This window comes from Pedobacter sp. KBW01 (assembly GCF_003852395.1).
GTDB lineage: Bacteria > Bacteroidota > Bacteroidia > Sphingobacteriales > Sphingobacteriaceae > Pedobacter.
In genome coordinates this window covers 226,144-252,485 of the sequence record NZ_QAJQ01000007.1, presented here as the reverse complement: position 1 = coordinate 252,485, position 26,342 = coordinate 226,144, and the positions used below count along the sequence as shown (strand labels likewise).

Genomic DNA, 26,342 nt, shown 5'->3' with positions numbered 1-26,342 from the left:
CAGCTACTATGCTTAAAAAGTTAAATGAGTACATTTTTGACCATAAAAAAAAGATTATATTTTTTATCGTCTCCCTGTGCCTTTCAGTTCTGGTGGTAGCTTCTACCTATTCATTTGGGATTTTGGGACCATTGCTGGTATTGGCTATCGCCGCATTAGGCACTTTCATAGTTGCCCTATTTCGCAATCCCCGCACAGGATTTTGGGTATATTTAACCTATTGCTTTATCCTGGGTTTTTTGGTAAAGTCGTTTTTAAATATTCCGGTTGGTCTTGCCCTCGACGGGATATTGGTACTTACCTGGGCCAGCATGCTGGTTAATATGAAGAAATTCGATTGGGATAAACTGAAAAATGAGCATGTTGTAATTGCGCTTATTTGGTTTGTTATTAGCTTTTTACAGGTCTTAAATCCGAATGGTGGCAGCCTCGCAGCCTGGTTTAACGAATTGAGGTTTGCAGCGTTGAGCTGGCTGCTAATAGCACCCTTTGTATTTTTGTTATTTAACAGAATGGTTGATCTGAACAGGTTTATCATCTCAGTCTTAGGGCTTTCGCTTGTTGCTACGCTATATGGAATGAAACAGCTTTATCTGGGCGTTTCCCCGGGCGAACAGACCTGGTTAAACGCTGGTAATTCAGGTACACATATTATCAACGGCAAACTCCGCGTATTTTCCATGTATTCGGATGCGGGACAGTTTGGTGCCTCTCAGGCAATTATGGCCGTAGTTGCATTAACGTTGGCCGCCGGACCTTTCAGTTTTACAAAAAAAGTAATTTTTGCCCTCTTTGGGGTTGCTTTTCTTTATGGCATGGCTATATCGGGTACCAGAGGTGCTTTATTTGCACTTGCTGCCGGGCTTTTTTCAGCCCTTTTTTTAAGCAGGAGTTTTAAGGTGTTAATTGTTGGGGTAGTTTGTTGTGCTGCGGGTTTTGGCGTGTTAAAGTATACCACTATTGGCGATCATATTTTTCAGGTTAACCGCTTAAGGAGTGCATTGAACCCGAAGGATGCTTCATTGGCCGTTAGGCTGGATAATCAACATAAACTAAAGAGCCTGCTCGAAGATTTGCCCTTTGGCGCAGGTCTTGGTATGAGCGGTATGAACGGAACGACCTACAATGCCGATAAGCCCATAGCCAATATACCACCCGATAGTTATTGGGTAAAAGTGTGGGTAATGTACGGTGTAGTAGGATTGCTTATCTGGTTTGCCCTTACCAGTTATATTATTGGCAAGTGTGGTGGGATTGCCTGGAAAATCCGCGATCCAAAGTTAAGAGTGAAAATGATTGCCCTTACCGCAGGTACTGTGGCCTGTTTTATCTGCAGTTATGGCAATGAGGTAATGAACGGAATGCCCTCATCAGTAATTTTGTTTATGTCGTGGTCATTTATCTTTATAGCGCCGGGGCTTGATGAACAGCAAATGCAACTAAAATCGGATGGAACTGATATATAAAACTATACACCTGCTGTTGTGGATTCTGGCTGCTTATCTGTCATTTAATTGCCTCTACCTGGCATTTTTTGCATTCGCAGGGCTTTTTCCTTTGCCGGGCACACAAAAACATGCTACTGACTATAAAAAAATAGCAGTGCTGTTTCCAACCTATCATGCCGATGAGGTAATAATAGAAAGCGCCAGGGCAGCACTTGCACATGATTATGAAGGGGAATTTGAAATTGTAGCGATAGCCGACGGATTAATGCCCGAAACGATTGAGCAGCTCAAAGCAATGGGAGTTGAGGTAATTGAGGTGTTTTTTGAGAAAAGCACCAAAGGTAAAGCCCTGCTGTATGCCATTGAAAAGCTTAAAAACCGCGGATTTGATATCGCTGTAGTGCTTGATGTTGATAATTTAATGGGGCCAGCATGCTTGCAGGCTATAAATAGTTCGTTTCATCAAGGGGCTAAAGTTGTTCAGTTGCACCGTACAGCGAAAAACCTAAATACCAGTTTTGCTTTTCTGGATGCCTGCAACGAAGAGGTGAATAATCACATATATCGAAAGGGCCAAGCAGTGTTGGGACTTTCACCTGCGCTTATCGGATCGGGAATGGCCTTTGATTACAGCTATTTTTATACGCTTTTAAAAAATGTAGGTGATACCGTTGGTGAAGATAAAAAAATGGACTTCCTTATTGCCAGCGACAAGGTAAAAGTTAGCTATTTGAATGATATTTTTGTTTACGACGAAAAAGTGAGCAGTGCCAGTGTATTTACCACCCAGAGAACCAGGTGGATTGCTTCGCAGATTGAGTTTTTGCGAACATATACCATGGTAGGTATTAGGGAGCTGTTTAAAGGCAATGTAGAATTCTTTAATAAAACGGTACAAACTATGTTAATGCCACGCATATTATTGCTGGGATTATTGTTTATCATGGCGTTTCAATCTTTTTTTAACCCTTTGGGGCCGGGAAAAGGATTATGGCTAACTTTATTCATGAGTATATGCTTAACCCTGCTGATTTCAGTCCCGGGACGTTTTTACAGGGATAAGAGGCTTTATCTTGCCATCTGGCAGATACCAAGGGCAATGATTGGAATGGTTATCGCGCTGTTTAGCATCGGTAAGGTTAAAAAATCAAATTTAGCTACGCCTCATCAAAATACAGGTACAGGGGGAAATAAAACTTAAGTTATGCCGATATTATTACTGATTATTACCGGTGCAATTGCTGGCATTTTCGGATTTATTAAAGGAATAAAAACACCAAAACCATAATTCAATGGCTATTTTAAATAACAGGGACATTATCATTGTGGGGCAACAACCCTGGGATATTCCCATTGGTAGCAATTGTAAGGATTTGGCGCTCGAGTTTAGTAAAAACAACCGCGTATTATATGTTAATGCACCATTAGATCGAAAAACGAGCTTGTTGCAGCGCAATACAGAAGGCGTAAAAAAAAGACTACGTGTTATTGCCGGCAGGGAAGAAGCTTTAACTGAAGTATCAGCCAATCTGTGGATTTATAATCCCCAGGTTATCATAGAATCAGTAAACTGGATCAGGTTCAAAGGCCTGTTCAGATGGTTAAATAAAATCAACAATGCCCGGTTTGCCAAATCAATCCGCGATGCTGCTGAACACTTGGGCCTTAAAAATTTCGTCCTGTTTAACGATAACGATATTTTTCGAAGCTTTCATTTAAAAGAGCTTTTGAAGCCTGCTGTAAGCGTTTATTATTCAAGAGATAATGTTGTAGCCACACCGTACTGGATGCGGCATGGTACTTACATGGAACCCGAATTGATTGCAAAAAGTGACCTTTGCGTAGCCAATTCGGTTTATCTGGCAAGCTATTGCAGAAAATATAATCCGAATTCTTTTTACGTTGGGCAGGGTTGCGATTTGGCGCTTTTCAGTAATGGCGAGGCACTCGAGATACCCTCAGATCTTTCTGCTATCAAAAAGCCGGTTTTAGGCTATGTTGGGGCATTGTTATCGATAAGGCTAGATGAAAAGATACTATTGCATTTGGCAAAAGAAAGGCCTGACTGGAATATGGTATTGGTAGGGCCACAGGATGAAGATTTTAGTAGGAGCGAGCTCCATAAGCTAAGCAATGTGTTTTTTCTGGGACCTAAAAAGCCCGAAACGCTGGCTGCATATATCAAGGGCTTCGATGTTTGCCTCAACCCTCAGGTAATCAATCCGCTTACCATCGGTAATTACCCACGTAAAATTGATGAGTATCTGGCCATGGGTAAACCTACATTGGCTACCAGAACTGAAGCGATGGATATCTTTGCTGATCATGTTTACCTGGCATCGACGAAGGATGAATACCTGCAGCTAGCCGAAAAAGCGTTAGCGGAGGATAGTCCGGCACTGGAGCGCGAGCGGATTAACTTTGCCGGCACGCATACCTGGGAGGCCAATGCCAGGGATATCTATAAGGCCATAAATGCTGTTGAAGGTGGTTTGCTGAAATCCAGAGATGCATAATATTGAATCTGCTCACATTGTTCATTAAAATTTTAAATATTTACGTCAGATATGCCATTGACCTCAATTATCACCGTTAATTTCCATCAAACGGCAGTAACTATTGCTTTACTGCAGTCTATCAGCAGGTCATACCATGCAGCAAATGTTGAAGTTATACTGGTGGATAATGGTGCAGATCAAGATCAGTCGGATATATTTACACCCTATTTTAAAAATATCCAATACATCCGTTCGGTAGAAAACCTCGGTTTCGCAGGCGGAAATAACCTGGGGATCAGGCAAGCCAAGGGTGATTATATCCTGCTGTTGAACAACGATACCGAAATACCGGCAGGTTGTCTGGAAACGATGCAAACCGAACTGGAGGCCAATGAGAAAATAGGACTGCTATCGCCCTTATTGCTTTATTTCGATCAGCAGGATTTGGTTCAGTACGCTGGTTTTACGCCCTTAAATTATGTCACAGGAAGAAATGCCTATATTGGCCAGTTTGAACGTAACCATGGGCAGTTCGGTCAAAGCTATAGCACGGCGTTTTGCCATGGGGCAGCTGTGATGTGCCGCAGAGAAGATCTGTTGAATGCCGGGTTAATGGATGAAAATTATTTTCTCTATTATGAAGAACTCGACTGGTGCGAGAAATTCAAACGGATAGACAAAGAGATCTGGTTTACCGGAAAAACCCATGTTTACCATAAGGAATCTGTTAGTGTGGGAAAGGAAAGCCCACTTAAGGTATATTTTATGACCAGGAACAGGATGCTGTTTATCAGAAAAAATACTGGCTGGATTACTACTTTGCTGTTCTCAATGTATTTTTGTCTTATCGCCTGTCCAAAAGCAGTGTTGGCTTATCTTGCCAGGGGGAGGTGGGATTTAGCGAAACAGGTGCTCAGTGGGCTTTGGTGGAATTTTACACATAAAAAGCATAGCAAAAACCTGGGACTGGCATTACCCGGTAAAAGCTCATCTTAATCTTTTCAGGCTGGCAGAAACAGCATATCTCCCAAGTAGGATTGCCGATCTGAGAAAACCTATGCCTTCGCTTTCCCTGAATATTTTCCAGGTATAACCAATTGCTTTGAGTTTGTTCGATGAAACCGAATTTTGTCTTACCCGGTAATAGGCGAGAGGTTGGTTAATGCCATAGCCCTGACCACACTGTTTTAGCAGTTTGAGTAAAAAGATCCAGTCTTCGTGGCCTGCCCGGCTAAACTTTAAGTCGCCAATAGCACTTTTTAACATCATAGAAGTCGAAAATATAACCACATTGTGCGCGAGCAACGCGTTATAATCTACCGTATGGGGAACCGGAACCTGACCTGAAATTACTTTACCCTGTTCGTTAATGCGCTTGTAGGCACAGAATGTAAGGGGCAGGAGTTCCTTTTCCATGTAGCTTACCTGACGACTAAGTTTATCTTTAAGCCAGATATCATCACTATCCAAAAACGTAATGTATTTGCCTTTCGCTTCTGCCATACCTATATTTCGTGCATTCGAAACTCCTCCGTTCTCTTTTAGGGCTATCAGCCGGATACCATTGTGCCTGTTGGCAAACGCTTCAACGATCTGGCAGGTATCATCACTTGAGCGGTCATCTACAACAATTAATTCCCAGTTAGTATAGCTCTGCGAAATTACTGCATCGAGTGTTTCCGTTATAAAGGCAGCTGAATTATAGCAGGGGGTAACAATTGATACAAGTGGCTCCAATCTCTTTAGGTTATGTCTTTTCGTTTGACAAAATAGCTAAAATTTTGTGATAATGCGTTTGGGCACCGATGATATTCAAATAAAACCATTACTTTAGGGCTGCTATTGATATGGATAGAAGACGTTTTGTTGTTAACCTGGTCTCCAATTTTTTTAGTGCACTTTCGGGTGTAGGGATTTCCTTCTTTCTTACGCCTTATATCGTGGCACACCTGGGTAAAGAGGCTTATGGTTTCTTCCCGCTCTCCAATAACTTTGTGATGTACGCTGGGATTATCACCACTGCCTTAAACTCCATGTCGAGCCGGTATATCACCATCAGCCTCGAGAAAAAAGATATCAAAGAAGTGAATGTTTATTTCAATTCCATCTTGTTTGGCAACATGCTGATATCGCTCGGTTTCATTATATTGAGCGCGTTATTTTGTCTGTTTATTAACAATATACTCGATATTCCGCCTGGCCTTTTTGATGATGTGCGCTTACTGTTTGTATTTATTTTCTTCAGCCTGGTGATTAATGTCTCTTCAGCTGTTTTTTCGGTTGCGGCATTTGCCGTCAACAGATTCGATAAGCTTGCCTATATCAATATTATATCCAACGTGGTGAAACTTGGCGCAGTTGCATTCCTGTTTTATCTTTTTAAGCCTAAAATTTATTTTCTGGGACTGGTAACGGTGTTAACAGCAATTTACATGTGTTTTGCAAATTACAGGCTTACCAAAAGGCTTCTCCCTGAAGTGGTGATTGACAGATCATTTTTCTCGTGGGGTGCACTTTCGCTGATTGCAGGTTTCGGCATGTGGAATTCTATAATTGCCTTGTCGAACGTAATCAATACCCAATTAGATTTATTAATTGCAAACCACTTTTTTGGTGCTTCAGGTATGGGGTTTCTTTCGTTAACCAAGTTTATACCCAATGCAATTTATATCCTGCTGGGAATTGTTGTGCCCATATTTCTACCCGAAATGCTAAAAGCCTATGCTCAGGAAGATATGGGGAAACTAAAAAGTACACTTAACTTGTCGTTTAAGGCTATTTTTATAGTTGTACTATTGCCCCTGGCTGTGTTTTTTGTTTATGGCGGCGACTTTTTTAGGCTATGGCTGCCTACCCAGGATTCCAGTGCACTTCACCTCCTTTCTGTGATAACTTTGTTACCCTTCATTGTTCATGGCACGGTAGAAACGGTGCATCATGTTTTTATCATCACCAATAAACTGAGGATTGCATCCATCTGGGGCATTTTTATTGCCGTGCTGAATTTTGTACTGGTAATATTACTTTGTCTGTACAGCAACCTTGGTATATATGCCATTCCGGTTGCGGCAGCAATAAGCGGAGTGTTTAGTCACCTTACTTTCACGCCCATTTATGCCGCACATTGCCTGAAAGAGAAAAGGAGTTACTTCTTTTTTAAGATTGTGAGGGGATTAGCGGGCTTTACATTGCTGATTGCAATAACTTATGGTTGGAGAAGTATGGGTTTGATTACGGTTACATCGTGGCTTACCTTTATCCTGAATTGCCTGCTAATCGGGCTCATTTTGCTTGTAATTACCTTGTTTATGCAGTTTGATCGGGCTACACTAGCAGAAGGTTATAAGAAGATCCTAAATAAAGTGAAGTTATGATACCTAAAATAATCCACTACTGCTGGTTTGGTAAAGGAGAGAAGCCCGAGCTTGTGTCCAATTGTTTGGCATCGTGGAAAAAATACCTTCCCGATTATCGCATTGTAGAGTGGAATGAGGAGAATTTTGATGTAAATAGTTACCAGTATAGTGCAGAGGCTTACCGCGAGCGTAAATTTGCTTTTGTTTCAGATATTTGTCGCTTATATGCCCTGAAAAATATGGGGGGCATTTACTTCGATACAGATGTTGAGTTTTTAAAGCCGTTGGATGATAGTATGCTTGGCAATACAGCCTTTACAGGGTTTGAAGATAACCTTTTGCTTTCATCAGCAATTATGGGAAGCACGAAGGATAGCAGCTGGGTAAATGATTTATTGGCTTATTATGACAACAGGAGTTTTTATCTGCAAAATGGAAAGCCAGATACCATGCCGAATACCGAAAGCATAACAGCGTTTATGAAAGCAGAAAAGGGATTGCAGTTAAATAACACTTTTCAGCAGCTTGATGGTTATTGTACTATTTATCCCAGTGAGTTTTTTAGTCCCAAAAGCTGGAAAACCCTGAAGCTAAAAATTACAGCAAATACCTATTGTATTCATCATTTTGCAGCCTCGTGGATTTCCGGTTCGGATTATAGCCTAATCGGTAAACTATCCAACCGCCTGTTTGGGAAAAGGGTATCTGATTCGCTGTCCAAAATATATAGAAAGCTCCGGGGGCGCTGAAATCCCCAAAGGCTTGTTTTATTTCCTCAATCTATCCTTGCCAAAGCTGGTTTATTGGCTGTTTCTGATGGCAATTTCTTCACTGAGTTCTGTCATCACCTGGTTAAGCACATCGTTTACCTCAGCAATCATTTTGGCTAATTTAGGAGCAGAGGTATTACCCTCGTTCACTGCTTCAATTTCCCTTATAGTACGCTGAAGTGGTGAAATGGCCAGATGATCGATGGTAGACTTGAGTTTGTGGGCCAGTTTAGATAACTGTTCATGGTCACCATCGGCGCTGGCCTGATTGAGTTGCTTTAAAGTATCGGGTATCTGCCCGCAAAACATTTCGATCATTTTGGTCACAAAATCCTCGCGTCCCTTACTAATTACACGTAGCCCGTCTAAGCTGTACAATGGTAAGTCAATATCAGGAGCAACAACAGGGTTTGCAGTTTTTTGAATCCAGTTATCGATCACGCCAATCAGCAGCTCTTCATTTATAGGTTTGGTAATGTAGTCGTTCATTCCGGCGGCCAAACATTTCTCCCTTTCACCTTCAATGGCCGAGGCGGTCAGTGCAATGATTATTCCGGTATAGCCACGCGCCCTTAGGGCTTTGGTTGTATCATAGCCATTAAGTACAGGCATCTGTATATCCATTAAAATGATATCATAGGGCTCTTCGTTCAGCATGTCAAGGGCTATTTCGCCATTTTCGGCAATCATTACCTGTGGACCATAGCCCAGTAAAACGGTGCTAGCCACCAGCCTGTTCATTTCGTTGTCATCTACAATCAGGATTTTACGTCCTGCAAATAAATCTTCATTGTGCGTTACCTTTGTTTCTGTAGGTACATCGGTGGTTTTACCCTTTTCGAGTTTGATAACAAAGGAAATTTCTGAGCCCTGACCTTTCTGGCTTTTTACATTGAAATAACCGCCCATTTGTGCAACCAGCTTTTGCGAAATGCTCATGCCCAAACCTGTGCCGCCGTATTTGCGTGTTACAGATTCATATTCCTGACTAAAGTTATCGAACAGTCGACTTAAAAATTCAGGATCCATTCCAATCCCGGTATCTTTCACCAAAACTTCAATTTCCTGGTAAGTGTCGCTATCTTCTCTTACAATCGCAGTTAACAGCACTGAACCTTTTTCGGTAAATTTAATGGCATTGGTCATTAAGTTCAATACCACCTGAGTTATCCGGTAAGGGTCGCCAATTAGTACCGACGATATTTCGATATCTATTGGCGCAAGGTAATTGATTTCCAGTCCGCGTTTTATAGCCTTGTGGGTAACCACCTGCATTACCTCACTAAATACCATTGGTAAGCTAAAACCAATGTGCTCCAGGTTGAGTTTTCCTGCATCAATTTTAGAGAGGTCTAAAATATCATCAATAATGACTAAAAGGCTTTTTGAAGCCATTTGTACAGTTTGGATATAGTAATCCTGTTCTTCAGTTAGCGTGGTTTTAGAAAGCAGGTTGGCCATGCTGATAATGGCATTCATCGGGGTTCTGATTTCGTGGCTCATATTGGCCAGAAACATGGCCTTAATAGCGGCTGTGCGTTCTGCATCTTTTTTCGCCGTAATCAGTTCCTGCTCAAAACTTTTGTGCTCACTTACATCAAAACAGATGCTTGCCCAGCCAATATTTTCGTCCCTTTCGTTGTAATTTATAGCACGGCCAGCCAACCATAACTTTTTATTGCCCTCTGCATCAATAAATACAATCTCATGTAATTCAGCATCTGTTTCTTCCAATTCCTCACCGGTATAATCCTTAGAGAAAAAATCGTTGCTAAAAAATACATCAGGCATTTGGTGGTGCATTCCGGCCAGATCATAGCCAGACATGGTACAGAACCGCTTATTGGCATACCTTATCCTGCCTTCAGAGTCCATCTCTATAAAACCAAAACCCATATTTCCGAGAATCCTGTCGAAATGGTGGATATTTGGCAATGATAGCGTATTTGCCGTGGTATTGTTTTTCCCATTTATCTCGCCAGCATCATTTTGGTTATAGCTTTCGCCAGCAAAAAATAACAGTTGCTGGCCTGCAGACTTTTCCCAGCTGCCTTTTATTTTACCTCCTGTGTGTCTGAGGCTGGTGAAGAGGGATTCGCCGATACGAGGTAGCCCCATGTCATTCGATCCCGGAAATTCAAAATAATCAAACAGGTTTCCATTCTGGCAATCTGCGCAAATATCTTTCAGTTTGTCGCCAATATGTAGTATCTTCATATCGCTATCCACCAGGATAAAATAAGGGAAAAGCCTGCTCAATTGAGCGGGATCAAGGGATAAGGAAAAGCTGTTCATCAAGATAGATTTTATAACTGGCTAAATTTATAAAAAAATAATCCGCTAATACAGAACCCGAACGAATTTCGTATCCAAAAGCCCGATTCTTGTGGTTAATAACCCGGCTACGCCATGGTAAGGCTATCCGTACAGGAGTTAACTGCTTTCTGATACAGGAATTTTATTCGCTTTTATAAGATATATTGCTCGTTCACAGCGTGTTATTTATTCTTTCAACGTTAGGGAAAATAATAGGGATTAATGTGATTTTTTTTTATAATTGTACAACGACATTGATATCATCAAATACAGACTACTGTTATTTAAATTTCAGTTTTTAGTTTTGAATGTAAAACTGGCAATAGTGATAGTAGAGAAAACCGTTTTCGTCTAGAATTGTTTAACTACTTGTCTTTTCTAAACCGATTTTATTGAAAATCAATCCGTTGCAATAAGTCCCTATCATGACCCAAACCAACAACCCCAAAACTCGTTTACTCCTTGTTGAGGATGACGAGTTTATGCAAGCAATACTTGAGGAGATCCTCACAGCCAACTACCAGATAGATATAAGACCCGACGGATTGAGTGCATTAACTTTTTTGCAAAGTGGAAATATTCCCGACCTGATTATATCCGACCTGAATACGCCGAATATGAATGGGCTGGAATTAATTGAACAGCTAAAAGTGAGTGATTTTTTTCATTCGCTACCGATTATGATCCTATCGGGTGAGGAAAGTTCCGATAAACGGATTAAGTGTCTTGATGCAGGGGCAGATGACTTTGTAATTAAGCCTTTTAATCCGGCTGAGCTTGAAGCGAGGATAAAAATGGTATTAAGACGCGCAGGTAAAAATCTTTCGTAATGGAGAATGTTGGAAGGCCCGATCTGACAAATAAACCAATCATTGCCCTGGTGGGGGTTGAAACTGATTTTTCGCACGTTGATTTCGATGCCTGTAATTTTGGCGACATGCAAATCGCCCGTTTTGAAAATGGATTAAGGCTTGTACACGAATGGACAGAAAAGCAGCTCAATATTGCAGCTGTTATTTCCAATAGCGAAATTCTGTCGAACGGGGGGCTTTCTTAGCTCGAAACGCTAAAAAAAAGGCAGATGCCTGCAATCCCTTTTTTTCTAGTTGTAAGGTACTTTAATCCTAATTTGAGGATATTGGCCTTAACGGCTGGCGTTTCTGATGTTTTCAGATTGCCCATTGAAAAAGAACGCCTTGAAAAACGACTTGTATTCCTGGTCAATAACTGGGCTTCACTTAACCGTGAAGTAAAAATAGCCAGCAGGCCGGTTTATCATATTGGATTTGCCAAGCGACTGTTTGATGTGTTTTTTGCCGGATTAGCCCTGGTTTTACTGTTCCCTTTATTGTTACTGGTAGCCATTTCAATATGGATAGAATCTAAAGGACCTGTATTCTATTATTCATTAAGGAGTGGAACAGGGTTTAAAGTATTTCGTTTTTATAAATTCAGGTCAATGTATGTTAATGCTGACCAAAAAGTTAAAGACCTGAAACATTTGAATCAGTACGATGTTGATCAGGAAAAAAAAGAAGTACGCAAAGCAGATGTTGCACTCTGCAGCTCCTGTACAGCATTAGGGAAATGCCAATATCCGGTTTATGGAGATGGAGCCCAGTGGTGTGAGAAAGATGATGTGTATTTGAGCGCTCAAAAAAGCGGATCAGCGTTTTTTAAAATCGCTAACGATCCGAGGGTAACCCGGGTTGGTAATTTTATCCGCAATACGAGTATAGATGAGTTGCCGCAACTTTGGAACGTAATAAAGGGCGACATGAGTATAGTGGGCAACAGACCATTGCCTATTTATGAAGCCGAGAAACTAACTACAGACAAGTATGTGCTGAGGTTTGCTGCCCCGGCCGGAATAACGGGCTTATGGCAGGTCGAAAAACGCGGCAGGGGAGAAATGAGCGAGGAAGAAAGGCTAATACTCGATAATACCTATGCATTAAAACAAAGTTTCTGGAACGATATCAGGCTTATTTTAAAAACCATACCGGCACTATTTCAGAAGGAAAATGTATAACCGAAAAGCATTGCATGATGTGAACAGAAATGACGATCAACTATCCGATAGCAAAAAAGTTAAAATTGGCCTGTAAAAAGGAAATCGAATATAGTATACCTGCTATTTTTTTCTCATCTTTAAGCAGTAACCACCATTTATAAACCCTGGGGGCACTAGCACCCGCAAATGCGTTGGTACAGTTTGCCTCTGACTGGAAAAGTAGATTAGCTCAGCTGATTTACAGCCATTGAACAAAACATTATTGGAATGCAAGAAGATCTAACCGCACGTTTAAGGAAATCCTACAGTTATGAAATAATAGGGAAGGACAGGGAAAATGATTTTGATAGGATTACCGAGATGGCTGCTTTGATCTGTAATAGCAAAATTTCGCTGATTTCCTTTTCGGATGGCACTAAGCTATGGTGTAAAGCAGTTAAGGGCCTTAGTGTTAAAGAGCTGTCTGCTGTTTTGCCATTGAGCACCTATTCTTTGGCTTCGGCCGAGATTTTTATAACCGCAGATATGTTCAATGATGAACGTTTTAAGGAGCACCCAGAGATAGGTAGTGGAGAAAAAATAAGGTTTTACTCAGCTTACCCGCTAACAGATAATAATGGTGTCGTTCTGGGATCATTATCTGTGATGGATACGGTGCCCCAAAAAATCACAACAACCCAGCAAAAACTACTTTCGCTACTGGTCGAAGAAATCAGTTCCCTCATTCAGGAAAGGGTAAAAAAGGCTGAAGATAAAAACATAGGCCTACTCTTCGAACATTCCGACGATCTTATCTGTATCCTGGATAAAGATTTAAGATTTAAGCGGATGAACAGCAGCTTCAACACTAAACTGGGCTGGACAGAGCAGGATTTAAAACAGAAAACCTTGCTTGATATTGTTCCGGCAGATGGAATTGAGCAAGCCGGCAGAATCTGGGAAAATTTTAAAAACCATGCTCAGCAGGAAGACCCTACTCATCAGATAGCCATAAAGGATGGAGGATTTAGGATGATTGAGTGGACGGCCACAGCTGAAGAAAGGGATGGAGTTATATTCGCAATTGGTAGGGATGTAACTGCTGAGATGGAAAAGAACCATGCCTTAAGAGTAAGCGAACAGAAATTAAAGGCATTTTTTGAAAGTTCTCAGGGACTAATGTGTACACATGATATAGAAGGAAACCTGATCTCGTTAAATCCTGCCGGAGCCAGGTCGCTAGGCTACCGGAGGTCAGAATTAATTAAAAAAAGTCTTTTCGATATCATTCCAGCCGAAAGGCACCCAAATTTACGCCAGTACCTGCAAGATATAATTGAGCGGGGCCATTCAACGGGGTATATGATCATTAAGCGTAAATCGGGTGAGGAGCGCTTATGGCTTTATTCGAATATACTGCAAAAAGACCTTCAGGGCGAACCTTATATTGTTGGGAATGCGGTAGATATTACTGACCAGAAAAAACTGGAAGCCGATCTGATTCATATCAGAGATTTGCTCGAAGAAACCAGCGGTTTGGCAAGAATTGGCGGTTGGGAGCTGAACGTTAAGGATCAACAGCTCCATTGGTCAAAAATAACCCGCGAAATTCATGGCGTACCTGAGGACTTTATCCCCACAGTAGACAATGCTATTGCTTTTTATCAGCCTGGTCCAAACAGAGACAGGATATTGCACGCTATTGATGAATGCCTGCACGGCGGAAAGGAATACGATCAGGAACTTCAGATCACCGATTTTAATGGCTGTGATATCTGGGTAAGGGCTATTGGCAAAGCTGAAATGGTAAACGGTGTTCCCGTAAGGATATATGGTACCATGCAGGATATTGATGAACAGAAACGTGCACAACTTGCCGTTATAGAATCTAAAAAGCTGTTGGATGAAGTACTCTCAGCGGCTACCGGTGTGAGTATTATTGCAACCGATCTGGAGGGGATAATTACCGTATTTAATGAAGGCTCTGAACGGATGCTGGGATATACAGCCGAAGAAATGGTGGGAAAACAAACGCCCGTCATGTTCCACGATGAGCAGGAGGTTTCGGAGATTTGTGCCGATTTTAGCTCCGCTACTAACAATGAAGTAACCGGATTCGGTTTTTACGCACAGTGTGCAGATAGTCCTGAAAGGGAAAGGATTTTTACTTTTATTACAAAAGATGCTAAAAGGGTAAGGGTATCATTATCCATTACTTCTATAAAAGGCAATAACGGCAATACGATAGGGTATTTGGGAATATCTGTCGATATTACGCATAAAGAAGCAATCCAACAGGAGTTAGCACTGGAAAAAGCATTATTACTTGCTTTTATTGAGAATGCGCCAGCATCAGTAGCCATGGTTGATAATAATATGCAGTTTTTGATTGCGAGCCGGACATGGATAAAAGCTTACACCAGCATTGAAGGCAATATTAAAGGCTACTCTTATTACGAGGTATTTCCAGAATTGTCTCAGGAGCGAAAAGACGTACATCAGGAGGTTTTAAAAGGGAGAACGATCAAAAAAGATGAAGACATTTACATTGATCCGGTAAGTAACGACTCACAGCACATTGCCTGGGAGATGACCCCCTGGTACAAAGCCGATAAATCTATTGGCGGAATGATGATTTTTACGCACGATATCTCTGCAGCTGTGCAGCACCGCCAGGAACTGACCGCGGCGCGGTTGCGTGCTGATATTGCCAATTTTGCAAAATCCGAATTCCTGGCGAATATGAGCCATGAGATCCGAACGCCTCTTAATGGTGTAATCGGCTTTACCGATCTGGTATTGAAAACACAGCTAAATGGTACCCAGCAGCAGTACCTTAAAATTGTACATCAGTCGGCCAATGCCTTATTGGGAATTATTAACGACATACTTGATTTTTCAAAAATTGAGGCTGGCAAGTTTGAACTCGATGTAGACAGGTGCGATCTTTATGAACTAGCCTGGCAGGCAAGCGATATCACCAATTATCAGATTCACACTAAAAACCTGGAGATGCTGTTGAATCTTCACCCGGATTTGCCAAGGTTCATTTGGGCAGATGCCATACGCTTGAAACAGGTATTGATCAATTTGCTGGGAAACGCCGCAAAATTTACAAAAGAAGGTGAAATTGAGCTTAAAATAGAATCGCTGAAAAGCGAAGATAATAACCATTGGTTCAGGTTCTCCGTGCGCGATACCGGTATTGGAATTGCAAAGACCAAACAGGCGAAAATCTTCGAGGCTTTTTCACAGGAAGATTCATCAACTACAAAGAAATACGGGGGCACAGGTCTGGGCTTAACCATCTCTAATAAGCTATTAAATATGATGGATAGCCGACTTAATCTGGAGAGCGAGCCGGGTGTGGGAAGTACCTTCTATTTCGATGTAAACCTACGCGCAGAACAAGGTGGCCTGATTGAATGGATGGGTATGGAGAGTATCAGTAAGGTGCTGATTGTTGATGATAACGATAACAACAGGGATATATTAACAGATATGCTCGCCCTGAAAAATATCGAATCCGATCATGCTAAAAATGGTTTTGAGGCACTTCAATTGCTGGCAGCAGGCGAAACTTACGATGCTGTATTGCTCGACTACCACATGCAGTATATGGATGGACTGGAAACTGCAGCCAAAATCAGGGAAAACTTCTCTTCAGATGCTGGAGAGATTCCGCTGATCCTCTTACATAGCTCATCAGATGATGGAAAGATAATCAAGGCCTGTAATGATCTTCATATTGATAACAGGTTGCTTAAACCGATCAAAATGAACGACCTTTATCTGGCCCTGACAAGGATCAGAACAAGGGAAGTGGCTTATCAGAATCGGCAGTATGTTGCATCAACCACTCAAAGGGAAAACCTGATTTACAGATTTTTGATTGTTGAGGATAACGCCGTAAACAGGTTCCTCACACGTTCTCTGTTAGAAGAGTTATGTCCAGGAAGCATGGTAATTGAAGCAGAAAACGGAGTTTTGGGTGCGGAGTTCTGTCAACATCAAACATTTGATCTGATTTTTATGGATATTCAAATGCCAGAAATGAATGGATATGAATGTGCACGTAAAATAAGGTCGCAAGAGGTTGATACAAGAGTACCAATTATTGCCTTAACTGCCGCAAATGTGATGGGCGAAAGAGAGAAAAGTATCGCAGCAGGCATGGACGATTTTATAACCAAACCTGTTTTAGAAGAACATATAGCCACTATACTCGATAAATGGCTGGTACGGCCGGCCGATCCCGTTTCCTATGAAGCTGATGAAGAGAACATAAACAGGCCTCATTTTAATATCAGTAAACTTGATTTATATTTTAAGGGCGATAGTGTAAAGCTGCGTAAGATTATTGGGATAACCATTGATCAGCTGCATACGGCCCTCAAAGAGTTAGACCGTGAAATTGGACCCGAAGATTGTGAGATAGTGATTTCTCTGGCACACAGACTTTACGGCATGTCGAGCTCTGCTGGCCTTGAAAACCTGGCCTGGATGAGTGGGAAACTCCAAAATATCCCTTGTTCCGATGTTGCCGCTTTCTCGAAGGTGGTTGGAGAATTAAGATTAGGCATTAAGTCTGTGCTTCCGATTTTAGAGGTCTATGTTCAGTAATTGTAGTTAAATGATGAAAAATTAATTGCTGCTTAACCAAATCCATCTATTTTCAATATGAGAATAATGTGCTAAATTGAGACCATGAAATTAACGCTTTCAACGCTTATATCCTATGATTGGGAGGTTGAGCGCTATGCCAATTTGAATCAGATGTTAGCAAACCGCAAAACGGAAAGTGCGAAACTTGAAAACTACAGCAAAGAGTATCTTAGAATTAGAAAACAACTTATTAAGCAATTTGGTAAGGCTGATAAAGCTGATGAGCAGCCTAAATTCCTTAATGATGAAGGAACTAAATACCTTAACCAGGATACGCTTTGGGAGAGTGAAGAGGTTCATGCCAACCTGAATATGATCTTTTGCGCATCAACCCAACGCATCAGGCTTACCTTGTACTGGAAAAAATAATACCGGTAATTTTATACTCAATTGTAAAACAACCTGCCATGAATACTTATAGTGATAATTTACATGCCACAGTCCTGGCCACACTGCAAAACCTGAATGCTAAAGAAAAAGAACTTAGCTTGGAGGAAAGCACTGTGCAATTTACTTTTCAGGAAGCTAAATTTGCTGCTATTGCGGCAGAAGAAAGACTCGAAGCAGCAAATAAGTATTTAGCGGCAAAAACTTCTATGCACTTTCAGGTATTGAAAGTGATGGAAATCTGCAATACTCTGGTAAATGTTGTAGGCCAGGCTAACCAATATGTAATACAATCTGTATTCGGTACAGCACAAGCTGCAGCTAATATTCAGGTTTCTACCAATGCTATTGTACGTTTGGCAAGCGATATGGGAAGTGTTTTTAGCCTAGTAAATGCTGCCGACTATGGCACTGATATCTTTTTAGTAGTAAAAGAAGTTTACACATTAATGAACGAGGTAGCGGCTGATGCTGAACATGCTTCGCAAACTGCAATGGAAGCGGCTATGTTAATAGCGGAGGTTTCTTCATCTTCAGTATTAGAAAAGGCAGCTACAGTTAAGCGACTGATAGAGGGTGTTTTAAATAATTCAAAAGCGAATTTAGATAGTTCATTTGCCGATATCCTTAAAACAAGCAATTCGCTTACCGATGCAATAGCTGTTGAAAAAGAAAATGAGGGAAGGCTGGAAATTGCAACTACAGCGCATGCTGCTGCCAGGTCTGTCTATAAACTCATCAATAGTAAACTCAATCTTGATCTTAAGGTAAGCAACGGAGAGCACGCACTTAGCTTTAAAGTTAAGTTTAATCCGATTACAAGTCCTTTCGATATAGAAAAGCCCATTGGGATGCCATACTATCCCGTAGAGCGTTACTATGTTATTGTAGTTAAAGACAGTAACAAACAAAATTTTTCTGAATTAAATGCCCAAATGCTTTTAGCAGAGAATGAACCTTTAATTGAGGTGCCAGCCCTAAAAAAAGAACAATTGACTAACCTGGTTGAAGTTTTGGTTAACGATATCAAAGGTTTAAAAGATGCTGATAACGATCTGATTATCGCGGGGGTAGCCTACGTGGTTTTTGTAATGGCCATTTTTGATGCCGCTTATAAGAAAAAAATCATTTCTTTTAGTGATTATCTGTCTGCACCATCTCAGGCATTTACTTTGAGCAATAAATCGGATGCTTACGTAATTCCTAAAAATGAAAAAGCAGCTAAAAATAGCAAGTTTAACATCGACAGGTTGAAGTTTCAGATAACGCAGACTCAGCAATTAGTAAATATAAGTGAGCACACGGTTAATTCATTGACGAGTAAAAACAGTGATTTGCAGCTATCGCTTGATAGCTGGACAAATAAGAATGCCCTGGCTAAAGATGATAATATTGTGGTCGAGCAATTGGAGCAGGTTGTTGCTGAACTAAAAAATAATGCTGAGGTCGCGTTTGATGAAATATCACAGGCCAATACGCAGGTCAATGCTTTATTTCGCAGCATATGTACCGTACAGGATAAACTTATTTTTACTTCTAGTCTGCTTGAAAAACTCATTAATCTGATAGCGCGTAAAAAAGCTGTTAATCCCTTAATATCCGATGATTTGGTAAGCCTGATTGCTACGGCCGGTAAAGATGCAAATAATGCGGTAGCCTTGGTTTTGATCGCCATTCAGAGTACTATTGCGGCACAAAAAACAGAAATGGAGGCCGAATCCATACTAAAGTTAGTGACACACCATGTATCTGCACTAAAAAAATTAATCAACCATGTAGGCGAAAACAATGAGCAAGCTTCACTAAGCGAGCTTTTGCACATGGAGTATGACAATACGAATAAGAAAATTAAGCATTTTTATAAATCAAAAACGGCTGCAGCACTGCAGTTAAGCGAGGCTACAAGAGTATTGAATGAAGCGCAAACCAAACTCAGCTCGTTACAGTCAGGTATGCAGGCACTAGCTACTCTGATGTAATAAAAACTGCGAAATTAAGAACAGGTATTTTCTTAAAAAATCAATTTTATCAAATTCATTTCAGGTTCAAAGTAACTTCATTTTTGAGCAAGGCAACGTTTGTCCAAAAAATGGCTTAGCGGCTATTAAAATCACCTTCTGTGGCAAAAAAAGCATCGGTATTGAGCAATTTATGCCAACTTTTATCGCGCCAGAAATATTTAATTTGACCTTTTAATAAGCAGGCAATTACATCTCATTTAAATGCTTTTAGCTTAATGCACCATTTGCTGGTAAACGCTGTGTTTTAAAAGAAACTAAAATTCTAGCCATCTATGCTAATATCGCTCAATGATTTGATGAAATAATTAAACATTCAAACAAATAAAAAAACGCTATTTGACCAACCAAATATTTTACAATGATTACGAGCCAAAATGAAATACATGTTGCTGTTTTCTATGAGGTGCTTTTTAAAAAGTATGACCGCGCACCGTACAATTTGGCTTACTATGTCTCGGAGAATCAGGATGCTATCAAGTTCTCCCGTCCTGATATATTTGGAATAAACCTTTTATCGAAAATAATAATAAACATTCATCATCTTATTTTAAGCTGTTAAAAACAAGCTTACTAAATAGTTATTTATCTTTTATATTTTAGACATACTAAACAAATAGTAAACAACCAAACACAATGAAACTTAGAAAATTACAGGTTCTATTACTTACTCCCCTGATTTTTTGCGTTACGCCCAGGGCATTTACGCAAACTATCCCCGTTCAGGATTGGCTAATTAAGCCAGTTATGGCAAAAGCCCAGGTTACCAAAAGTGCCGATGGGAAAGATATTGTTTTACAAAACGGACTTTTAAAACGCGTATTCAGGCTTTCGCCCAATTTGGCATGTATTGATTATACCAATTTAAACACCGGGCAGCAATTGTTGCGATCGGTAAGAGAAGAAGCCCGCTTAACCATTAACGGTAAAACCTATAACATAGGCGGACTTACCGGCCAAACAGAAAAAGCCTATTTACTACCTGAGTGGGTTGATGGATTTAAAGCCGGTACAACCGATTTTAAATACGTAGCTTACGATGTTAAGCCCATTACACCCCACATAAAATGGAGCAGTAACCGCTTTTGGGCGCTGGCTGGTAAACCGGCAACAGGCAAAACCGTTTCGTTTTTATACAGGCCACAGGCTGAAGAGCTTAACGGCTTGGAAGTGAATGTGGTTTACGAAATTTACGATGGCATTCCTTTAATGGTGAAATCGTTAAAAGTAGAGAATAAAGGAAGCAAGCAGTTTAAAATCGATCAGGTGGTGAACGAGGTTTTAGGCATGGTAGAAGAAGAGAGTTCGGTAGAAGGGAGTTTCGAAATCATGAAGAAACCCAGCGGAATTTATTTTGAAACCAATTACGCATTTAATAACTCCATGAACTATGCCAACAGTGATCAAACCACGCACTGGAAACCTGATTCAACCTATACCTCTCAGGTGCATTACCGTTACCAAACCCCTGTGCTTTTAGAAATTTATCCCGAAAAAGCCAAAGGAATTGAATTAAAGGCAGGAGCAACCCTTAACTCGGTTCGCACACACGAACTGCTGATGAACAAAGACGACAGGGAAAGTCGCGGCCTGGCTGTCCGAAAAATGTACCGTACCATAGCACCATGGACCTCGGCCAATCCGATATTTATGCATTTGGTGGCCAGGAATGAAAACCAGGTGCGTACCGCCATCGATCAATGTGCAGCCACAGGTTACGAAGCGCTGATTATTAGTTTTGGCAGTAATTTAAATATGGAAGATACCTCGCAGGTAAACCTTAAAAGATGGAAAACACTTGCCGATTATGCCCACAGTAAAAATATTAAGATTGGTGGTTATTCTTTATTCAGCTCACGTAGTATTAGTCCCGATAACGATGTAGTTGACCCTAAAACAGGTAAACCTGGTGGTGCATTTTTTGGTCATGCGCCCTGTTTTGGTAGCAAATGGGGGCTTTGGTACCGCGATAACATCAAGAATTTCTATACCCAAACCGGTTTCGATATCTGGGAAAACGACGGGCCATATCCGGGCGATGTATGCGCCTCAACCACGCACCCGGGGCATACTGGTTTAGATGATTCGCAATGGAAACAAATGGAAATTCAGAAAGAATTATATACCTGGCTTAACGAAAAGGGTGTTTACATTAATGCACCTGACTGGTACTTTTTAGATGGTACCCATAAAATTGCCCTGGGCTACAGAGAGGTGAATTTTTCGTTGCCAAGAGACCATCAGAAAGTGCTTAACCGCCAGAATATTTACGATGCAACCTGGATAAAAACGCCTTCAATGGGTTGGGGCTTTGTACCGCTAACCCAATACCAAGGTGGTGGTAGTGCTGCAACATTAGAACCATTGGCCGATCATTTAAAAGATTACGAGCAATTAATGATGCAATATTATGGCGCCGGCGTGCAGGCTTGTTACCGTGGTCCACGTTTGTACGATACCGAAGAAACCAAACAAACGGTTGTAAACGTAATTAACTGGTACAAAAAATACCGGAATGTCCTCAATTCGGATGTGATCCATTTACGCCGCGCAGATGGCCGAGATTGGGATGGCATTTTACATGTTAACCCCGATCAGAAAGAAAAAGGTTTGATGATGCTGTACAATCCAACAAAAGAAAAAATAGTTAGAACCATTAAGGTGCCCCTGTATTATACGGGCTTAACCGATATTGCCAGGGTTAAAGAAAAAGAAGGTAGCTTTAAAAACTATAAATTAAACAGAGATTATACCGTCGACCTCACATTCACCATCGCACCCGAAAGCTATACATGGTTTGTAATTGAAGGGGTAACCAATAGCAAACTTTCTGCCTTATAACATATTTATGGAATTAAAAAAAAATCAAAACAAGTACAGCGTAGTAAAAATAACGGGAGCGCTGCTTTGCACACTATTTATTGGTACAGGGGTACATGCACAGGAAGAAGCAAAACTAACCGCTGCCGATACTACAGCATTTAAAGCTGTAATTTCAGGTTTATCGGTTACCGATGAAGTGGCACCAGGTACCCGCCAGTTGGTGCTGCCGAAACCGGCTTCAGGCTATGCACTTTCGCTCTATGGTTCGAGCAGAAAACCTGTAATAGATTTAAAAGGAAAAATTTATCAGCCCTTAACTGATTGCGAAGTTCAGTTGGTATTGAGATTAAGGAATACCCAAAATAACCGTGCTTACGAATTTCCCCAAACTGTTAAAGTAACCGGGAAATACCGCCCACAAACCGGTGTAAATCCACAACCTTTCGTTATTCCTACATTACAGGAGTGGAAAGGTGGTAGCGGACATTTTAAATTACAGGCAAACAGCAGGATAATCATTAGTTCAAAGGCTAAAAAGCTGTTAACACCAGCTGCAGAAATTTTGCTGAAAGATCTGAAGCAATTAACAGGCTTTAGCGCCTTAAGTATTGCCAGTGGTAAGGCAAAAACTGGAGATATTGTCCTCAATATCAATTCAACACAGCAAAATTTAGGAGAAGAGGGTTATGCGCTTAATATCGATCAAACCCTTCAAATTAATGCCCCATACTATAAAGGCGCATTTTGGGCTACCCGAACCATTTTACAATTGTTGGAACAAGATCCTGCGCATAGCCAGATTGTTAAAGGAATAACGCACGACTACCCTAAATACGAAGTAAGGGGTTTTGTACTCGATGTAGGACGTAAATTTTTTACGCTCGATTTCCTGAAACATTACGTGAAAATGATGGCCTATTATAAAATGGGCGATTTTCATATTCATTTGAATGACAATGGCTTTAAGCAGTTTTTTGGAGGCGATTGGAGTAAAACCTATTCGGCATTTCGATTGGAAAGCAGCACTTATCCTGCATTAACGGCTAAGGATGGCTATTATACCAAAGCCGATTTCAGGGAGTTGCAGAAAACGGCACAATTGTACGGGATCCGCATTATACCCGAAATTGATGTGCCTGCCCACTCGCTGGCTTTTACCAAAGTATTTCCTGAAATAGGCAGTAAAGCCTACGGTATGGACCATTTGGATATCAATAACCCTAAAACTTACGAAGTTATCGACAATGTTTTTAAAGAATACATCAGCGGAAAAGAGCCTGTTTTTGTAGGTGCTGAAGTGCATATTGGTACCGATGAATATGCTAAAAAGGAATCTGAGCGCTTCAGGGAGTTTACAGATCATTACATCCGCTATGTAAAAGGTTTTGGCAAGAGAGTACGGTTATGGGGCGCTTTAAGCCATGCCCAGGGTACAACACCTGTAACTGCCGATGATGTTACTATGAATGCCTGGTACAATGGTTATGCAGAACCTAAAGAAATGGTTCGCCTGGGTTACGATCAGATCAGTACACCAGATGGATGGCTTTATATTGTACCGGCTGCTGGGTATTATTACGATTTTTTGAATGTTAAACGGCTTTATGATAGCTGGGAGCCTAATCAGATTGGAAATGTAGTCTTTCCAATGGGGCATCCGAAAATCAGAGGTGGTATGTTTGCCGTATGGAACGACCATGTAGGAAACGGAATTACCATGAAAGATGTACACCAAAGGGTTTTTCCTGCCATGCAGGTCCTGGCAGAGAAAATGTGGACGGGTAAAACCGATCAATCCAACTGGGCTAACTTTACTAAAAATGCAGCAAGTATAAGCGAAGGGCCAGGCCTAAATATGCGTGGTATTGTTCGTGCTAATGGGGCAGATTCACTGGTTTATCAGAATTCATTGGCCACAAAACAGGCTAAACCCTTTCAGTTGCCTTTACAAGAAATTGGCTACCCCTATAGTGTTGCCTTCACTTTGCACACGCCAGCGGCAAGTCCGGATAGTGTTTCCTTGTTTAAATCTGAAAATGCAAATGTTTACCTACTTAATCAGGATGGTTTAAAATTGGGTTTTAGCCGCGAGAATTATACCGATGTTTTCGATTTCACTTTTGCTGCTGATAAAACTTATAAGCTTGTCATTACAGGAAATGAAAAAGGTACATGGATTTATGTAGACGGAAAGCTGATTCAAAAAATGGAAGGTAAAAAAATCAGCTTTACCAATACCGAAGGTAAAATAAGCCGCATGCAAACCCTGGTATTTCCTTTAAATTATATTGGCGATGCAAATAAAGGCAGCTATGGTCTGGTTTCAGGGCTCAAAGTTTACAATAAGCGATTGAATGAAATGACCATTGCAGGTTTATAACAGTGAAGTACATGGTTTCTGATTAGATAAACCAAATAGAAAAGCCTTTAAAGGCTTTTCTATTTTTAATGCATAGCAATTATACTTTGTAATACTGTTCCCATCCCTGGCGTGGCGGTGGGCCAATTAGCAATTCGTTTGCATTTTTACTACTGGTAATTATTTTCTTTTTTCTATCGAACACGATTTTCTCACCTGTCCATTGGGCAAGTACGCCCAGGCAAAATACCTGACTTAACGGACCAGCAATATCAAAAGACGAGCGTGTTTTCTCTTCACCTTTGCAGGCCTTTAGGAAATTGGCAAAGTGGTTTGACGGACTTGGTGGTACAACCGGTAAGCTGGAAGCCATTGCTTTAGCCTTTTCTTCAGGTATAATAGACAAGGTGCTACCATGCGAACCTCCTTTAAAAGTTAAATCTTTGCCATAAATAATCTTGCCTGGGTTTAGTTTAGCTGTGGTAGCTGCGCCGTTGCTCGGTGGCGGGATATTCGGGTCGAGCCCTTGTACACCGTAACCTGCTGGTATTGGCGGAAGATTATCGATACCATCATACCATTTAATTTCGACAGGTGGCATACTGCCGCGTTTAGGAAACTTGAATGATAGGGTAGAAGACATCGGGTAAAAGAAGTTATTGTGCCCTTCTAATTTAACCGGGTCTACTTCGTAAGGCAAGCCCAGATCGAGGAACTGGTGCGAAGTATCGAGGATATGTGCACCCCAATCGCCCAAAGCGCCCATACCAAAATCAAACCAGCAGCGCCATTGGCCATTTACAAAATCTTTGTTATACTCATGTCCCTGGGTTTGCATTTGCCAGATATTCCAGTCGAGTGTTGACGGTGGAGTTTCTGCCGGCGGGAATGAGGTGATTTTGGGATTCCAGCCATGCCAGCGCCGCGGAGAATTCATGTGGGCGGTAATGGCGGTAACATCTTTAATAATCCCGGCATCTACCCAGGCTTTATATTGGAAATAATTAGCTTCAGAATGCCCCTGGTTACCCATTTGAGTTACCACTTTCCGGTTTTTCTTTGCAGCCTTCATCATTAATTCAACTTCGTTGAAAGTGCGGGCCATTGGTTTTTCAACATATACGTGCTTACCCAAACCTATGGCCATCATGGTAATCGGGAAATGTGAAAAATCGGGCGTACCTATAGAAACAGCTTCAATCTGGTTGCCCATTTTATCGAACATCTGTCTGAAATCTTTAAAACGGGGCACATTTGGGAACATTTTTAAGATAGGCAGCGTGTGTGGCGCTTCCATATCTACATCGCATAAAGCAACAATATTGGCTAATCCGGTGTTGTAAAGTTCACGAATAATTTCGCCACCGCGGTTTCCAATGCCGATACAAGCCAGGTTTACTTTTTCACCTGCTGCAAAACGCGGTATAGGTTGACCCTTGGCAAATAGAAAACCTGGCGCAGCCACCGCGGCCGAAGCCAGTAAGGCTTGTGTTAAAAACTTTCTTCTGGAATAATTACTATCGCTCATATTATATGTTGGTTATGGCGTTGAATATAGTAAAAACACTACTGAAATTGATGATAGAAGACTAAACGAGTCACATTCTAATAGTTTGTAAGTAAGTTTTATTTTATTTCAATCGATGGAAATTATGTTTTTGCGCATTCCTGGTCTATGTAACAATTTTAAAGGTAATGGTAGGTGAAGT

Annotated in this window: 17 protein-coding genes; 14 read left to right on the top strand and 3 right to left on the bottom strand. The window is 41.0% G+C overall.

The genetic code is table 11. The features are described from left to right. Positions 1–8: 8 nt before the first annotated feature. From DBR40_RS07845 to DBR40_RS07830, 4 genes are all read left to right on the top strand, one after another. On the top strand, positions 9–1,466 hold the full coding sequence (locus DBR40_RS07845; protein WP_124559196.1) for an O-antigen ligase family protein: 1,458 nt from the start codon (positions 9–11) through the stop codon (positions 1,464–1,466). Continuing rightward, positions 1,450–2,649 (top strand): glycosyltransferase, encoded by a 1,200-nt coding sequence (locus DBR40_RS07840; protein WP_124559195.1) that lies wholly within the window; start codon positions 1,450–1,452, stop codon positions 2,647–2,649. The genes DBR40_RS07845 and DBR40_RS07840 overlap by 17 nt, the downstream gene beginning before the upstream one ends. A gap of 91 nt (positions 2,650–2,740) precedes the next feature. Then, positions 2,741–3,964 (top strand): glycosyltransferase, encoded by a 1,224-nt coding sequence (locus tag DBR40_RS07835; RefSeq protein WP_124559194.1) that lies wholly within the window; start codon positions 2,741–2,743, stop codon positions 3,962–3,964. 51 nt (positions 3,965–4,015) lie between these two features. Beyond that, positions 4,016–4,942 (top strand): glycosyltransferase family 2 protein, encoded by a 927-nt coding sequence (locus tag DBR40_RS07830; RefSeq protein WP_124559193.1) that lies wholly within the window; start codon positions 4,016–4,018, stop codon positions 4,940–4,942. On the opposite strand, the gene DBR40_RS07825 is transcribed toward DBR40_RS07830, so the two are convergent. After that, entirely contained in the window at positions 4,934–5,683 is a 750-nt protein-coding gene (locus DBR40_RS07825) for a glycosyltransferase family 2 protein (RefSeq protein WP_124559192.1), read from the bottom strand. The two genes, DBR40_RS07830 and DBR40_RS07825, sit on opposite strands and share 9 nt — an antisense overlap. Positions 5,684–5,793: 110 nt before the next feature. Between DBR40_RS07825 and DBR40_RS07820 the strand changes: the two genes are divergently transcribed. Then, positions 5,794–7,320, top strand: a complete 1,527-nt coding sequence (locus DBR40_RS07820; protein ID WP_124559191.1) for a lipopolysaccharide biosynthesis protein — start codon at positions 5,794–5,796, stop codon at positions 7,318–7,320. Next, a complete protein-coding gene (locus tag DBR40_RS07815; RefSeq protein ID WP_124559190.1) occupies positions 7,317–8,051 on the top strand; it encodes a glycosyltransferase family 32 protein in 735 nt (244 codons plus the stop codon). Before DBR40_RS07820 ends, DBR40_RS07815 begins: the two co-directional genes overlap by 4 nt. A gap of 51 nt (positions 8,052–8,102) precedes the next feature. Here DBR40_RS07815 and DBR40_RS07810 read toward each other — a convergent pair whose 3' ends face one another. Continuing rightward, positions 8,103–10,367, bottom strand: a complete 2,265-nt coding sequence (locus DBR40_RS07810; protein ID WP_124559189.1) for an ATP-binding protein — start codon at positions 10,365–10,367, stop codon at positions 8,103–8,105. A 446-nt stretch (positions 10,368–10,813) separates the two neighbouring features. Here DBR40_RS07810 and DBR40_RS07805 point away from each other — a divergent pair, with 446 nt between their 5' ends. The 8 genes from DBR40_RS07805 to DBR40_RS07770 all read left to right on the top strand — a co-directional run bounded on the left by DBR40_RS07805 (position 10,814) and on the right by DBR40_RS07770 (position 24,654). Next, positions 10,814–11,218: a response regulator transcription factor gene (locus DBR40_RS07805; RefSeq protein ID WP_175634355.1), complete on the top strand. Its 405-nt coding sequence runs from the start codon at positions 10,814–10,816 to the stop codon at positions 11,216–11,218. After that, the gene (locus DBR40_RS07800; protein WP_124559187.1) at positions 11,218–11,445 is read left to right on the top strand and encodes a hypothetical protein; all 228 of its coding nucleotides are present in this window, start codon (positions 11,218–11,220) and stop codon (positions 11,443–11,445) included. The genes DBR40_RS07805 and DBR40_RS07800 overlap by 1 nt, the downstream gene beginning before the upstream one ends. 24 nt (positions 11,446–11,469) lie before the next feature. Further along, entirely contained in the window at positions 11,470–12,420 is a 951-nt protein-coding gene (locus DBR40_RS07795; RefSeq protein WP_124559186.1) for a sugar transferase, read from the top strand. A gap of 249 nt (positions 12,421–12,669) precedes the next feature. Next, positions 12,670–17,004: a PAS domain S-box protein gene (locus DBR40_RS07790; RefSeq protein WP_124559185.1), complete on the top strand. Its 4,335-nt coding sequence runs from the start codon at positions 12,670–12,672 to the stop codon at positions 17,002–17,004. A gap of 84 nt (positions 17,005–17,088) precedes the next feature. Beyond that, positions 17,089–17,415, top strand: a complete 327-nt coding sequence (locus DBR40_RS07785; RefSeq protein ID WP_124559184.1) for a hypothetical protein — start codon at positions 17,089–17,091, stop codon at positions 17,413–17,415. A gap of 38 nt (positions 17,416–17,453) precedes the next feature. Continuing rightward, entirely contained in the window at positions 17,454–19,412 is a 1,959-nt protein-coding gene (locus DBR40_RS07780; RefSeq protein WP_124559183.1) for a hypothetical protein, read from the top strand. 675 nt (positions 19,413–20,087) lie between these two features. Further along, a complete protein-coding gene (locus tag DBR40_RS07775) occupies positions 20,088–22,292 on the top strand; it encodes an alpha-galactosidase (RefSeq protein ID WP_199748300.1) in 2,205 nt (734 codons plus the stop codon). A gap of 7 nt (positions 22,293–22,299) precedes the next feature. Next, positions 22,300–24,654 carry a family 20 glycosylhydrolase gene (locus DBR40_RS07770; protein ID WP_124559182.1) on the top strand — a complete coding sequence of 785 codons (2,355 nt, stop codon included), beginning with the start codon at positions 22,300–22,302 and terminating at the stop codon, positions 24,652–24,654. A 79-nt stretch (positions 24,655–24,733) separates the two neighbouring features. On the opposite strand, the gene DBR40_RS07765 is transcribed toward DBR40_RS07770, so the two are convergent. Next, entirely contained in the window at positions 24,734–26,161 is a 1,428-nt protein-coding gene (locus tag DBR40_RS07765) for a Gfo/Idh/MocA family protein (RefSeq protein ID WP_124559181.1), read from the bottom strand. Positions 26,162–26,342: the final 181 nt, after the last annotated feature.

What these genes read in the sequence shown, in the direction of transcription:
- DBR40_RS07845 (WP_124559196.1), top strand. Translation starts at nt 9, where the DNA reads ATGCTTAAAAAGTTAAATGAGTACATTTTTGACCATAAAAAAAAGATT.
- DBR40_RS07840 (WP_124559195.1), top strand. Translation starts at nt 1,450, where the DNA reads ATGGAACTGATATATAAAACTATACACCTGCTGTTGTGGATTCTGGCT.
- DBR40_RS07835 (WP_124559194.1), top strand. Translation starts at nt 2,741, where the DNA reads ATGGCTATTTTAAATAACAGGGACATTATCATTGTGGGGCAACAACCC.
- DBR40_RS07830 (WP_124559193.1), top strand. Translation starts at nt 4,016, where the DNA reads ATGCCATTGACCTCAATTATCACCGTTAATTTCCATCAAACGGCAGTA.
- DBR40_RS07820 (WP_124559191.1), top strand. Translation starts at nt 5,794, where the DNA reads ATGGATAGAAGACGTTTTGTTGTTAACCTGGTCTCCAATTTTTTTAGT.
- DBR40_RS07815 (WP_124559190.1), top strand. Translation starts at nt 7,317, where the DNA reads ATGATACCTAAAATAATCCACTACTGCTGGTTTGGTAAAGGAGAGAAG.
- DBR40_RS07810 (WP_124559189.1), bottom strand. Translation starts at nt 10,367, where the DNA reads ATGAACAGCTTTTCCTTATCCCTTGATCCCGCTCAATTGAGCAGGCTT.
- DBR40_RS07805 (WP_175634355.1), top strand. Translation starts at nt 10,814, where the DNA reads ATGACCCAAACCAACAACCCCAAAACTCGTTTACTCCTTGTTGAGGAT.
- DBR40_RS07800 (WP_124559187.1), top strand. Translation starts at nt 11,218, where the DNA reads ATGGAGAATGTTGGAAGGCCCGATCTGACAAATAAACCAATCATTGCC.
- DBR40_RS07795 (WP_124559186.1), top strand. Translation starts at nt 11,470, where the DNA reads ATGCCTGCAATCCCTTTTTTTCTAGTTGTAAGGTACTTTAATCCTAAT.
- DBR40_RS07790 (WP_124559185.1), top strand. Translation starts at nt 12,670, where the DNA reads ATGCAAGAAGATCTAACCGCACGTTTAAGGAAATCCTACAGTTATGAA.
- DBR40_RS07785 (WP_124559184.1), top strand. Translation starts at nt 17,089, where the DNA reads ATGAAATTAACGCTTTCAACGCTTATATCCTATGATTGGGAGGTTGAG.
- DBR40_RS07780 (WP_124559183.1), top strand. Translation starts at nt 17,454, where the DNA reads ATGAATACTTATAGTGATAATTTACATGCCACAGTCCTGGCCACACTG.
- DBR40_RS07775 (WP_199748300.1), top strand. Translation starts at nt 20,088, where the DNA reads ATGAAACTTAGAAAATTACAGGTTCTATTACTTACTCCCCTGATTTTT.
- DBR40_RS07770 (WP_124559182.1), top strand. Translation starts at nt 22,300, where the DNA reads ATGGAATTAAAAAAAAATCAAAACAAGTACAGCGTAGTAAAAATAACG.
- DBR40_RS07765 (WP_124559181.1), bottom strand. Translation starts at nt 26,161, where the DNA reads ATGAGCGATAGTAATTATTCCAGAAGAAAGTTTTTAACACAAGCCTTA.